General features: G+C 53.5%; 12 protein-coding genes. 7 read left to right on the plus strand and 5 right to left on the minus strand.

The window, feature by feature from the left end; genetic code table 11:
* Positions 1-130: 130 nt before the first annotated feature.
* Together ACZ51B_RS13575 and ACZ51B_RS13580 are read left to right on the plus strand one after the other, a co-directional pair.
* A complete protein-coding gene (locus ACZ51B_RS13575; RefSeq protein ID WP_464293873.1) occupies positions 131-814 on the plus strand; it encodes a response regulator transcription factor in 684 nt (227 codons plus the stop codon).
* A 203-nt stretch (positions 815-1,017) separates the two neighbouring features.
* Positions 1,018-2,283 carry a sensor histidine kinase gene (locus ACZ51B_RS13580; protein WP_464293874.1) on the plus strand — a complete coding sequence of 422 codons (1,266 nt, stop codon included), beginning with the start codon at positions 1,018-1,020 and terminating at the stop codon, positions 2,281-2,283.
* Between the two features lie 48 nt (positions 2,284-2,331).
* Here the strand turns inward: ACZ51B_RS13580 and ACZ51B_RS13585 are convergent, their stop codons facing one another.
* On the minus strand, positions 2,332-4,200 hold the full coding sequence (locus tag ACZ51B_RS13585; protein ID WP_464293875.1) for a PAS domain S-box protein: 1,869 nt from the start codon (positions 4,198-4,200) through the stop codon (positions 2,332-2,334).
* Between the two features lie 105 nt (positions 4,201-4,305).
* On the minus strand, positions 4,306-4,602 hold the full coding sequence (locus tag ACZ51B_RS13590) for a flagellar basal body protein (protein ID WP_464293876.1): 297 nt from the start codon (positions 4,600-4,602) through the stop codon (positions 4,306-4,308).
* Positions 4,603-4,818: 216 nt separating this feature from the next.
* On the opposite strand from ACZ51B_RS13590, the gene ACZ51B_RS13595 reads away from it, so the two are divergent.
* Both ACZ51B_RS13595 and ACZ51B_RS13600 read left to right on the plus strand, forming a co-directional pair.
* Positions 4,819-6,759 (plus strand): methyl-accepting chemotaxis protein, encoded by a 1,941-nt coding sequence (locus ACZ51B_RS13595; protein ID WP_464293877.1) that lies wholly within the window; start codon positions 4,819-4,821, stop codon positions 6,757-6,759.
* Between the two features lie 25 nt (positions 6,760-6,784).
* Positions 6,785-7,246, plus strand: coding sequence for an SRPBCC family protein (locus ACZ51B_RS13600; RefSeq protein WP_464293878.1), 462 nt, complete (start codon positions 6,785-6,787; stop codon positions 7,244-7,246).
* Here ACZ51B_RS13600 and ACZ51B_RS13605 read toward each other — a convergent pair.
* Positions 7,230-8,285 carry a serine hydrolase domain-containing protein gene (locus ACZ51B_RS13605; protein WP_464293879.1) on the minus strand — a complete coding sequence of 352 codons (1,056 nt, stop codon included), beginning with the start codon at positions 8,283-8,285 and terminating at the stop codon, positions 7,230-7,232. The two genes, ACZ51B_RS13600 and ACZ51B_RS13605, sit on opposite strands and share 17 nt — an antisense overlap.
* A gap of 82 nt (positions 8,286-8,367) precedes the next feature.
* Here ACZ51B_RS13605 and ACZ51B_RS13610 point away from each other — a divergent pair, with 82 nt between their 5' ends.
* The 3 genes from ACZ51B_RS13610 to ACZ51B_RS13620 are packed head-to-tail and all read left to right on the plus strand — an operon-like array spanning position 8,368 to position 10,657.
* Positions 8,368-9,573, plus strand: a complete 1,206-nt coding sequence (locus ACZ51B_RS13610; RefSeq protein ID WP_464293880.1) for a bifunctional 3,4-dihydroxy-2-butanone-4-phosphate synthase/GTP cyclohydrolase II — start codon at positions 8,368-8,370, stop codon at positions 9,571-9,573.
* 16 nt (positions 9,574-9,589) lie between these two features.
* Positions 9,590-10,276, plus strand: coding sequence for a metallophosphoesterase family protein (locus ACZ51B_RS13615; RefSeq protein WP_464293881.1), 687 nt, complete (start codon positions 9,590-9,592; stop codon positions 10,274-10,276).
* A gap of 3 nt (positions 10,277-10,279) precedes the next feature.
* On the plus strand, positions 10,280-10,657 hold the full coding sequence (locus ACZ51B_RS13620; RefSeq protein ID WP_464293882.1) for a hypothetical protein: 378 nt from the start codon (positions 10,280-10,282) through the stop codon (positions 10,655-10,657).
* Positions 10,658-10,660: 3 nt separating this feature from the next.
* On the opposite strand, the gene ACZ51B_RS13625 is transcribed toward ACZ51B_RS13620, so the two are convergent.
* Positions 10,661-11,458, minus strand: coding sequence for a glycerophosphodiester phosphodiesterase family protein (locus ACZ51B_RS13625; protein WP_464293883.1), 798 nt, complete (start codon positions 11,456-11,458; stop codon positions 10,661-10,663).
* Between the two features lie 2 nt (positions 11,459-11,460).
* Positions 11,461-12,279 (minus strand): prepilin-type N-terminal cleavage/methylation domain-containing protein, encoded by an 819-nt coding sequence (locus ACZ51B_RS13630; protein ID WP_464293884.1) that lies wholly within the window; start codon positions 12,277-12,279, stop codon positions 11,461-11,463.
* Between the last annotated feature and the right edge of the window lie 16 nt (positions 12,280-12,295).

Raw genomic sequence — 12,295 nt, forward strand, 5'->3', positions numbered from 1 at the left:
CGCTTACGCTCGTCACCTGCACGTATTCGTCGTACATGATATCTCGTCTCCAAACTCATCCCAGGGGTTTGGGAGCAGTTTTGGGCATCGAAAGGTCCGATGTAAACTGACCGACAGGAGCGTTGGTACGTTGAAAATTCTGATCGTCGAGGATGATGCCGATATCGCGCGTATTGTTCTTCGCTCACTCAGTCACGACGGGCATAACGTCGACTGGGAGGTCGAAGGTCTAGCCGGACTCTTGCGTGCAGCGCATGGGGGGTATGACTGCATCATTCTCGACTGGATGCTACCGGGGAAGTCCGGGGTTGAAGTTTGTCGAGAATTGAGAAGGCAACGAGTCAACACTCCCATCCTCTTGCTTACTGCGCGCGACCAGACACCTGACAAAGTCATGGGTCTTGACTCTGGTGCTGACGACTATTTATCGAAGCCATTTGAACTTGATGAACTCGGTGCTAGGGTTCGAGCTCTTGCACGACGGGAGGCGACGAATCGCGGAGACGTCATTACTGTCGGTCAGGTGGACGTCAACATCGTATCGCAAAGAGTATTCGTTGAAGGTTGTGAGCTTTCTTTGACTAGGCAGGAATACCTTCTTCTCGAAGCGCTGGTTAGGTATCAGGGGCGAACGCTATCGCGTGAGTTTATTTTGTCCTCTATATGGAACGCGGAGGATACGACCTCAAACAGCGTGGATGTCCACATTGCTTCACTGCGCCGTAAGTTGAGTGCTTTCACCGATTTTCCTGGGATACGTACGGTGCACCGAGAAGGCTATTGCCTGACTGACTTAGGGGTGAAAGCTGAATGAGAGGCCTTCGATGGTCGGTTCGATCGAAAATTGTATTTGCCAATGCATTGACCTTGGCTTTTCTTTGGCTTTTGACGTTTGTTGTATTGAGGTTTCTTGTGCATCGCTTTGTGGATGCATCAGTGAACGATGACCTTAGAGGGCGTGCAGAGAGTATTGTCGCAAGGCCAGTCGCCTCGCCGTTACCTATCTCGGATAAGCCAGTGAGAACTCAGATTGGTGGCGTTGATCCGCTAGGCAGCGTCTTTGTTGTCGATACGACGGAAGTGCGACCAATATCGCCCTTTGTTGGCACAGGAGTTGTTGTTATCGCGAAGGGCAAGAACAGATTTGTGCCAGCAAAAGACGGGCTTTCTTCCATCGTGGTTGGCAAGACACGCATGCCTGACGCACACAAGAGTGGGTTTTGGGAGAGCGCTGTTCCCTACCAAGGGGAATTGCCGCGGGCAATTGATGAGGTTCGACAATATGAAACACCGCTATTTGTAGGGGGAAGAGCGGTTGGAACAGTTCGAGCCACCTATCCGTTGTATCAACTGAACAAGTTACAAAAGAGTCTTGACACTGCCATGGTGGTTGTATTCCCGATTGGGCTTGTGGTGGTTGCGCTCTACGGGTGGTGGTCTACAGGTCGAGCGTTGCGGCCAGTGAAGCAGATCACCGAAGCTGCCGAGAGAATTTCAGTTGATGATCTTTCGCATCGTTTTCCAGTTGGGCCGGAGGATGAGTTTTCAAAACTCGCTGGTTCGTTCAATCATATGTTTGACCGTTTGGAACAGGCATTTCAAGCGCAGTCAAGATTTATATCTGATGCTTCTCATGAACTTCGGACTCCATTGTCCGTTGTTAAGGCGAATCTGTCTTGGATTTCTAAGACGCAGCCTCCAACAGGGGTGGACCGTGAGCCGATAGAAGACGCTATTCGGGCGGCGGGTCGGATGCAGGCACTCATCAACGACCTTTTGGAGTTAGCAAGGTCGGTTGAATTGAAAGGTAGTGATCAGGAAATGGTTGCGAACGTAGCAACAACCGTCTCAGAGTGCATGTCGGAATTGCGCAACCGTAGGCCTGAGGTTAGCATTCAGCTGGATATAGCAGAACACCAGTTTGTCAGAATCAAGCCAGATCACCTTCATCGAATCCTTCTTAACATCATGGATAACGCCTTGAGACATGCTGCGCACGATTCTCAGGTTGATATAGCTTGTCGCATCGAGGCGGAGACTGCTTGTATTTCGGTGCAAGATCGGGGGGATGGGATAGCGCCTGAACACTTAGAACGGTTGGGAGAGCGGTTCTTCAGGCCAGACAACGCGAGGTCGAGGATGACAGGAGGCTTTGGGCTTGGATTGGCTATATCGAAACGTCTTGCCGAGACGTATGGGGGATCGCTTCGTATTTCGAGCACCCTTGGGGTAGGCACGACTGTCGAGATACGATTGCCGGCGGATTTGCATGCGGGTGTATAGCCACCAACCACTGGCTGGGTTGAGAATATGTCAGATTGCTCGCGCTCTCTACTGTAATGTGAACCGAAAAACTGCCCCTTCTCCTGGGGTGGCTTCGGCCCAGACTGTTCCGTTTAGGCGTTCGATGACTTGTTTGACGTTGGCGAGGCCGATGCCTGTGCCTGGGTATTCGTCGTCTCGGTGGAGGCGTTGGAAGGGTTCGAAGATTCGTTCGGCGTATTGGGGTTCGAAGCCTATTCCTTGGTCTGATACAAAGAATGCTCCGTCGGCAGATTTTCCGACTCGGATGATTCCTCCATCTGGTGAGTATTTGACGGCGTTTTCGATGAGGTTGACCATGACCAGGTGGAGCATTTGGGGGTCTGATTCTCCGGTGAGGCCTTCTTCGACCACGACTTGCGCGGTGGAGTTGGGGTGTGCTGCGAGGGCTTGGGTGGCGGACTCGCGTGCGATTTCCGTGAGGTTTACGGTTCGGCGGTTGATTTGCTGGCGGGAAAGTCGGGAGAAGCTGAGCAGGTCGTCGATGAGTGCTCCGAGTTTTCTGGCTGCGTCGGCTTGGCGTTTGAGATGGTGCTTCATCCCGGGAAGAAGGTCTTTCCCGAAGTCTTCTTCGATGAGGCGGCTGGTTGACACGATGGCGCGGAGTGGGGCGCGGAGGTCGTGGGAGATGTAGTAGTTGAAGCTCTTGAGGGCCTCGTTGGCGGTGAGGAGCTCGGAGGTGCGCTCTTTGACTTTTTGTTCCAGCGCGCTATTCCACGAGATGAGTTCGTTTTGGATCTGCTTGAGCTCGGTGAGGTCTGTGACGAATGCCGCGCCAATGTTCTTCGACCCCTCTTCGGGCATGATGGCAGCGCCTACGTACACAGGAATTCGGTGGCCATCTTTGTGGAGGTATTCGGTTTCGTAGGGCTTACAGACTCCGTGTTTGAACAGTTCGGTGAGTGCCTTGTTATCTGAGTCTTGTCGATCGGGGACTTGGATGTCGGACCAGTGTAGCTTGCCCTCATCGATGTCTTTCTGGGTGTATCCGAGCATCTTGAGGAGTGGAGTGTTGGCGTAGATGAACTGGCCGGTTTCATCGTTCACGATGACGCCGATTGTGGATGCTTCGAGCAGGAGTCGGAGGCGTTTTTCGCTGCGGGTGGCTGCGACTTCTCCGACCATTCTGTCGGTGATGTCGATGCCGATGCCGTGCAGCATGACTGCGCTCCCGTTTTCGTCGAGGAGGGCACAACCTCGGCCTTCGATCCAGGAGACCTTGCCATCGGGGCGAAGGGATTGGAACTGTACCGTGTAATCCGTTCCGGTCTCGATTGCATGTTTGACAGCGCGAAGGACGGCTCGGCGATGGTCGGGGTGGACGTAGTGGAGGAAAATGGTTTCGTTGTTTTGAAACGCCCCTGGTCCGACTCCGAAGAGGTGTTCTAGCTCTGGGGACCAGCTGATCTCTCCGGTGCGGAGATTTCTGGACCACCAGCCCATTCTTCCGCCTTTGAGGGCAAGGCCGAACGATTCGCGTACGCGTCGTAGCTCGTCGTTTTCTATGTGGCTATGCGTGGTGTCTCGGGCGTAGAGGTAGTAGCCGTTTGTGACCGGGACGACCTCTATGTGGAGCCATAGGTGTAGAGGGGTGCAGAAAGCCTCTGCTGATTCTCGGGTGTTTCTGCGCGTCGCACTTTCTAGAACGGTCGCAGTATGTGGGGCTACTTTTGTCAAGCCAATGTCCCACACGCTTTCACCGACGACCTGGGGGAGTGACCGATCCAGCAAGTTGAGCGCTTTGTGGTTCGCGAAAAGGACTTTAAGTTCCGAGTCGAGAGCCCAGAAGCCGTCGATCATTTCGTTAAACACAAGGCAGACGGATGGCTGAAGCCAAACATCTTTCTCCGTCGAAATGATTTCGGGGACCTGGTTCATGGTGCCAACAAACCGTCGACTAGTTCTCGGTCATGACGTTTGCTAGCGCGGTTACAGATCCATTATGCGCCAGTAGTTGAGAGATTGCTGTTTTCTAGTAAAGCGCTAGATCTTGATATCGAGGAGAGATCGTGTCGCGTCATCTTGGGCGCGGATGACGTTGATATCGGCTTGGAATCCAAATTTGGCGAGATTTAGGTTCAGTGACTCTTGGGTGAGGTTGACCTCTTGGTTGGTTGGGATGACTGTGCTTGAGATGTGTCCATTGCCGTCGACCGACTGATTGATCTGTTTGGACTTGTAGCCTGCTGTGTTGATGTTCGCGATGTTGTTTGCGGCTACATCGAGTCGGGCTGTTTCGGCGGCTATCCCGGAAAATGCGGCATCGATTCCTCGAATCAAGAGTTCACCTCGTTGCCGCGTGAGGCGGCCTATTGAAGTTATTGGATGAGTGTTTATTTGGGGTCACTCGCAATTGTTTGTGGTTTGAGTTTTATTTGTTGCGACGAGAAGCGCAAGATCCGGAGGTGACTGCCATGGTAGGTGGGCCGAAAACTATGTTAAGTGCAACTTTTACGGCAAAAATGCCTACAAATGTTGTTTTGGTGGTTCCCTCTTATGTTCGCGAAATTAAAGAACAATTCTTCAGCCTTGCTGAAGCCTGGATTTGCAATGATTGCCCTGCTGGTTGCCTTGATTGGCGGCGTTGGCATCTCTGCTCTTAACAACGCTAAGGAATGCATTGCCTTGCTCCAGAAGCAACAGATTCCTGCATTAAATGCCGTCTGGACCATTAAAGAGTGTGAAACGGCGCTCCAGCGGGCTGAGCGCACGCTGATGGTTTCCAATCAGCCGGCCAAGGAGATTGCGCATCAGCAATCTCGAATTGCTAGCAAATGGGAGGAGTCTGACCGGGCTTGGGACATCTACTTAAAACTGCCTGTCAGCGCGAAGCAAGAGGCTTTGAGGAAGTCCCTCAAGGAGAATTGGGAGGCATGGCGTCCTGAGACAGGTAAGGTTGTCAAACTCGCGATTGCTCGCAAAACCAGCGAAGCGATGGCATATTCCTATGGGCCCTCACGCGCTAAGTTTGGGGCGGTTGAGAAGTCGCTCAATGAACTTGTCTCTGTTGTCATCAAGGAGACGAATCAAACGGTTGAGGATCAGAAGAAGCGCACCGAAGTGAGTGTGTTCACCGCTTTGGCTGGAACATGCATCGGGATTGTGTTGACGCTTGGGATGGGTGTGTTTATCACGAAGTCGATCCTAACTCCTGTACGAAACTTGATGGTTCGGTTACAGGATTTGCGAAAGAACGATCTTGCGAGTCTTGAACAAGGAATCCAGGCGTTGCGCGAGGGAGATCTTACGGTTCGGTGTCATTACACAACGCAGCCGATTCCGAACTGTGGTGATGATGAGCTGGGAAGGATGAACCAGACTTTCAACGAATCGCTGCAGGTTACGCAAAATGCGATCGATCAGTTTTCGGAAGCCCAGGAGCAGCTTCGATACCTTGTTGGTCAGGTGCAGCAAGACTCGCGACAAGTAGAACATCGAAGCCATGAGACGTTCGAGGAGGCAAACCTGGTGGCATCCGCCGCATCTGGCATTTCGGATGCCATTGCTGAAGTCTTAGAGGCCACGGTTCACGCGAATGCGATGACTAAGGAGATCTCGGTAGGCAGTCAGAAGTTAGCTGAGGAGGCGGAGCGTACCACTGCGGCGGTTGATCGGTTGAAGAATGCGATTGACGAGGTTGAAGCCGGTGCGGCCGAGCAGAGCGAAGCAACAGAGACAGCCTCTCACATTGTTAGCCAAAGCAGTGCGGCGGTTCAAACCACCATTCGGTCGATGGAAATGGTTCAGGCTCAAGTTGAACTCTCATCCCAGGCGGTTAGGGATCTTGGGGAGAAGCAAGAGCAGATCGGTGAGATTGTCAAGACTATCGAGTCGATTGCTAGTCAGACGAATCTGCTGGCTCTGAACGCTGCGATTGAGGCAGCTAGAGCGGGTGAGCATGGGAAAGGGTTTGCCGTGGTTGCCGACGAGGTTCGGAAGTTGGCGGAAAACTCTAGTCAGGCTACAAAAGAGATTGCTGGTCTGATTGAGCTTGTCCGACAGGGGGTTGAGGATGTGATCCTCGCGATGGAAGCGAGTCGAACGGAAGTGAGCAAAGGCACTGAAGCCAGTGATGAGGCACGTCTTGCTCTCGATGAAATATTGAAGGCGGTTCAGAAAGCGAACCACATCGCGGCTGAGAAGCATCACTTAGTGAACGAGATGGCATCTCACGCCCAGACGGTATTTCATGCGGTCTGTGAAGTATCCGCGATCAGTGAGGAGACGGCTGCTGGCGCTTCGGAGATGAACCGTCGAGTTGAAGATGTGACTTCTTCGGCTAGAAGCGTGAAAGAGGCTATCGTTCGCCAAAACTCATCTATTAACAAGGTTAACGACGTGGCTTCGTCTCTTGATGAAGTTTCAAATCACCTGAACAAGCTGGTCCAGACGTTTGAGATTGGTGAGACGGCGAAGCCCGTTCGAGTTGCTGCCTAAACGCAGCAGAAGACGTAGACCCAGTGTGTTCCACAAGGTTTACGAAACTGAGATTGATGCGTCGGTGGAGGCACTTTGGGAGTTCCATGCCTCCGCCGATGCGCTTCGGCTTTTGAGTCCTCCTGGCCGGGAGATTCAGCCGCAGGGTGACGATCTGAGCGTGACGGAAGGGAATTTACACGTCATTCGGTTCAAGCGGTTTGGTCTTCCTATGGAATGGCACGCTCGGATTAGCGAGGTTCGTGAGCCGTATGGGTTTACGGACACGAGCGAGAAGGGGCCGTTTCCTTACTGGAAGCATCGGCATGAGTTTGTTCGGGTGGGTGAGAAGAGCCTGCTTCGCGATGTGATTGAATATAAGTCGCCGGGTTGGTTTTTGGGTGCTCTTGTGAATAAGTGGCTGGTGGAGCCCGATTTGGACAAGCTGTTCGCGTTTCGACATGCCGAGACGAAACGAGCTGTTGAGGCTTCTAAAGGTGATGCTTAGCTAGGAGTTGGTCGAGTCGCGCCATGCAGCTTGTGAGGGCTTTGCTTTGTGGAGCGTTGAAGCAGATGGCGAAGGCGATTTCGCGGTCGCGGCGGATCCAGAGTTCGGAGCAGCTTAGGTTGTTGGAACCTGCGTGTCCGTAGTCTTTGATGTCTAGGCGTATCCACCCCATGGCGTAGGGGCTGCCTTTGGGCGGGGTGTGGAGTTCGGACCAGAGGTCGGCTGGCAGATAGCTTGGGTCTTCTTGGCAGTGGACAAAGCCATATTTGGCGAGGTCTTGTGCGGACATGTGGACTCGGCCTGCTGGGGTGAACCAGTCGGGGTTGTCGAAGTAGATCGGCATGGGTTTGCCGTCTTGGTAGAGGTGTTGCCATGGTGTGGCTGCTGATTTGCCGTTGCCCATGGGGCCGAAGCCGCAGGTTTTGAGGTGAAGGGGGGCGAAGACTTTTTGGGAAAGTAGGTCTTCGTAGGTGCGTCCGGTTATCTTCTCGGCGATGGCACCGAGCAGGATGTAGTTGGCATTGTTGTAGCTGTATTTAAGGCCTGGCTGGGTGTCGAGCTTTTCTTGGAGGATCTGCCTGACGTAGCGCTGTCTTTTCTTGGTTTCGGAGCCGGTGAGGTCGCTGGGTAGGTAGTTGTATTCCCCGGCTTTGGGTGGGAGGCCAGACTGTTGATTGAGAAGGTTTCTGAGGGTTAGGGTTTTGAAGGCGGGGTTGTATCGGGTTGCTTCAGGGAAGAATTTGATGACTGGGTCGTCGAACTGGAGTTTGTGTTCTTGGACGAGTTTCGCCACGACTAGGGCCGTCATCGATTTGGTGATGGAGCCGATGTGCATGGCATCGTTGGGGAGGATGGGATTGGGTTCGCCGTACTTCCTGATGCCGTAGGCGGCTTTTGCGATGATTCCGTTTTTTGTGGCAACGGCTGCGGTGGCTCCGGGGATGTTGAACTGGTGGCAGGCCTGCTCTAGGATTGCTTGCAGTTCGACCGAAATCTGCTGGGGTGATCTGAGACTGAGAGCGACCAGGTATGCGAGCATCTTTGCGATTATCCTTGATGAGGCTGGTGTTTGTTCTGGGGTGTGAGCAACCAATGCCTCAAAGCACGTAGAATCCTATTAAATGCCCATTTCCACCGTCGAAGAAGCAATCGCAGACCTCAAGGCCGGAAAGATGATCATCGTGGTGGATGATCCTGACCGCGAGAACGAAGGGGACCTGGTGATGGCAGCGGAAACCTGCACGCCAGAAGCCATGAACTTCATGATCAAATACGGTCGCGGAGTTCCGTTTATTCCTACTACCGCCGAGCGGCTTCAGCAGTTGGCGATCCCCATGATGACCAAGCAGAACACTGCGCTCCACGGGACTGCGATGGCTGAGACCGTTGATGCCGTTTTTGGTGCTACCACGGGTGTGTCGGCTTTTGATCGTGCGAAGACTGTTGAGGTTTTTGTGGACGATGAGGCTACCCCTGCTCATCTTGGTCGGCCAGGGCACATTATCCCTTTGCGCGCTGAGAAAGGCGGCGTGTTGAAGCGTGCCGGTCATACCGAGGCGATTGTGGACCTTTGCGAGCTGGCTGGATTCAAGCCGACTGGTTTGGGTTGCGAGATTTTGAATGAGGACGGGACGATGATGCGGATGCAGGAGCTTGAGCAGTTTGCTGCTGAGCACCAGCTGAACATCGTGACGATTGCCGATTTGATTGCCTACCGCCGAAAGAGCGAGAAGCTCGTTACTCGCGCTGCTGGGCCGATCGATTTTCCGACCAAGTTTGGACACTTTACGCTTTACGTTTATGAGACGAGCGTTGAGCCTCATCCTTATGTGGCGATTGTGAAGGGCGATGTTTGCACGGAGGAGCCGGTTTTGGTTCGGATCCACTCCAGCTGTCTCACGGGCGACTTGCTTGGGTCGTTGCGGTGCGACTGTGGCGATCAGCTTGAGATGGCGCTGACACGGATTGAAGAGGCTGGTCAGGGCGTGGTTCTCTATATTGCGCAGGAAGGTCGCGGTATTGGATTGGTGAATAAGCTCCGAGCCTATGAGCTTCAGGACCAGGGTTTGGATACCGTTGAGGCGAATGTGGCGCTTGGGTTTAAGGCGGACCTTCGGGATTACGGATTGGGTGCTCAGGTGCTCGCTGATCTTGGGTTGCGGAAGCTGAAACTGATGACGAACAACCCGAAGAAGGTGAGCGGACTTCAGGGCTATGGGCTTGAGATTGTTGAGCATGTTTCGCTGATTGCGGACGCAGAAACTGCCCGTGAGAAGTATCTGAACACGAAGCGCGACAAGTTAGGTCATATGTTGCCCAAAGGTTAAGTAATCTGACCTCGGAATGATCTTCGCTATCGGCGATATCCACGGTGAGCTTGTGCGGCTCTGGCAAATTTTGAATTTGTTGGAGCCGCAGATGGATCAAGACGACACTTTGGTGTTCCTGGGGGACTATATCGACCGCGGTCCCGACTCTGCTGGCGTGATCGAGCTTTTGGCGAACTATCGAAAGTCGCATGCCAAGACGGTTTTTTTGCGGGGCAATCACGATTTGGCGATGCTGCAGGCCAGGGATGTGTTTGACAAAGAACGCACGAGCGAACGGTCTCTGGAGGAGATTTCTTGGTGGTTTACCTATGGGGGGCGTGAGACGCTGGCTTCCTATGGGGTTGCCCGAGGTTCTTGGATTCACAACGTTCCTTCGCACCATTGGGAGTTTTTGGAGCAGACCGTTTACGAATATAACGAGGGGCTCTACAAGTTTGTTCACGCGGGTGTTTTGCCGAGTGGTGTGGATTGGGAGATGAAGGACGATCCACGCGTTTGGGTTCGCGAGGAGTTTATTCGCTCGGAGGAAGAGTTTGGGCAGGTGATTGTTTTTGGTCATACCCCTCAGCACTCTGGGAAGCCGCTTGTGATGAAGAACAAGATTGGGATTGATACGGCGGTGGCTTATGGGGGTCCGCTTACGGCTGTTGAGTTGGATCCTTCGGATGGATCTGTTGAACCCAAGTTTTATCAGGTGTAGCTTATGAAGTCATCTCCTAGGCAGAAGCTTCAGCCGGTGGACTACTTGGTTCTGTTCGTGGCGCCTTTGGTGTTTTTAGCGATTGCTTGGTGGGGGATCCGGTCTTTGTTAGGGCCGGTACCTAAGCCTGATGCGGTTGTGCAGGTTCGGGATGGTCGGGTGAAGCCGGGGATGTCGGAGGGTGAGGTTGTGTCTGTGGTGGGTGAGCCCAAGACTCGGTTTGAGCGGGAGGGAGGAGGCTATGTTTTGCGTTACTCCCGTGGTGTTTGGGATAGCGATCGCAAGTCGTTCCTGGAGGAGGATGCGGACGTGGAGTTCAACTCGGAGGGGTTTGTTTCGAGCATCAAGTTCAATACTCAAACCCCTCCGCAGCCGAAGTAGGACTCAGCGTCGATCGTGGAGTCTGAGGTAGGTGACCATCATGTCTGGATGGTCTGTTTGGAAGCCGTCGATGCCGAGTTTGAGGAACTGCTCCCATTGTGAGGGTTCTTCGTTCGGGTTTTCGATGTCTGGCCAGACTTTGATGCCGAGCTCGTGGGCTTTGACTACTAGGTCAAGGCGGTAGCGAGGGGCTGGTCCGTCGAGGATTTCGAACGGGTGTGCTCGCCATTCCTTCTCAAGCTCCTCCGGCGACTTCATTTCGACGTCGGAGATGATGGGGATTTTGGGGGCAACGGCGCGCCATTGGTCGATTTGCTCACCGGAGTAGAGGTAGGCGATGACTGATCGCTCCATCTTGTACTTCTGGAGCACGGGTAGGACTTGCTTGGGAGTGACGGCTTTGATGTCCATGTAGAGATGGATTCGGCCTTTTGCTGCCTCAAGCACTTCTTCGAACGTTGGGACCTGGCGTTTGATCGCGGGATGCTTGGCGTCTTTGATGTTGAGCGCGCGGATCTCGGCGAAGGTGAGGTCTTCGACTCTTCCTTTTCCGTCGGTTGTGCGGTTGACGGTGCCATCGTGCATGATGACCATCTTGCCGTCCTTGGTGGTTCGGATGTCGATTTCTGCGTAGTCGGCGCCGACGCGGATGGCTTCTTTGATCGCGTCGAGGGTGTTTTCGGGAACGTCTACGTGGTTGCCTCTATGTGAGACAACCACGAACCGTCCCTTCACCTTGGGCAGCGGCATCAGCGTGATTTTCTGATGGGCTGCGGAGAGTGTGAGGGCTAGGAGAATCATTCTTAGTTCCAGCGCTTGACGAGGCCGTACACGTAGTCCACGTAGGCGGAGCAGGTGATACCGGCTTTGGCTTCGATGTTATTTGGATCGTCGCAGTATCCTTTTTTGGCAGTCTCTGCAGAGGTTGGCATTCCGAAGTAATCCTTCCCTAGGGTTGCGCCGGTGAAGACTACGCTTTTCGCGTGTCCATCGACGAATGCCATGTTGAACTGGCCGCCGTGTCGCATGGCTGAGTTCTTGGCTGTGGTGGCGTACTGATTGATATAGTTGGCGCAGATGGTGTATCGGCTGCTGTCGCCAGTTTCACCAAATGCGAACATATCGGCTGGGGCGGTGATTTGGCTGAGGCTCTTTCCAGCATCGATCTTCCAATCAGCGTTTGATGTTCGACCGCCGGTTAGACCTGTTGAGCTGTCGCTGGTGAAGCCCCAGTTGTATCCGTAGCCGAGACACTGCTTGGTGGTGTTGTATCCATCTTCGCAATCGCCGCCAGCAATCCACTCTTTACGATCTGGGCACATGAACATCTGTATGCTCTTGACGTATGGCATCAGTTGGACGTAGTAGTCGATCTCGTATGGATTGTTGTTGTTTCGTCGTCCGAGGATTGTGGGAGTGGTGTCGTCATAGTCGCCGACGTACAGGAACATGGCAGTTCCCGTCTGCTTGGTGTTGCCCAAGCACTGGGTTCGCTTCGCTGCTTCTTTTGCCTGTGCGAAGACAGGGAAAAGGATGGCTGCGAGGATTGCGATGATGGCGATGACGACGAGTAGCTCAATGAGAGTAAAAGCTTTTTGTTGACCGCGAGAAGAAAAATGCATGGCTCTGAAACCTCAG

Source organism: Fimbriimonas sp. LA-C6 (assembly GCF_055398105.1).

Bases quoted from the DNA above. Each gene is read 5' to 3' on its own strand.
- ACZ51B_RS13585 (WP_464293875.1), bottom strand. From the start codon at position 4,200: ATGAACCAGGTCCCCGAAATCATTTCGACGGAGAAAGATGTTTGGCTT.
- ACZ51B_RS13595 (WP_464293877.1), top strand. From the start codon at position 4,819: ATGTTCGCGAAATTAAAGAACAATTCTTCAGCCTTGCTGAAGCCTGGA.
- ACZ51B_RS13605 (WP_464293879.1), bottom strand. From the start codon at position 8,285: ATGCTCGCATACCTGGTCGCTCTCAGTCTCAGATCACCCCAGCAGATT.
- ACZ51B_RS13610 (WP_464293880.1), top strand. From the start codon at position 8,368: ATGCCCATTTCCACCGTCGAAGAAGCAATCGCAGACCTCAAGGCCGGA.
- ACZ51B_RS13615 (WP_464293881.1), top strand. From the start codon at position 9,590: ATGATCTTCGCTATCGGCGATATCCACGGTGAGCTTGTGCGGCTCTGG.
- ACZ51B_RS13620 (WP_464293882.1), top strand. From the start codon at position 10,280: ATGAAGTCATCTCCTAGGCAGAAGCTTCAGCCGGTGGACTACTTGGTT.
- ACZ51B_RS13625 (WP_464293883.1), bottom strand. From the start codon at position 11,458: ATGATTCTCCTAGCCCTCACACTCTCCGCAGCCCATCAGAAAATCACG.
- ACZ51B_RS13630 (WP_464293884.1), bottom strand. From the start codon at position 12,279: ATGCATTTTTCTTCTCGCGGTCAACAAAAAGCTTTTACTCTCATTGAG.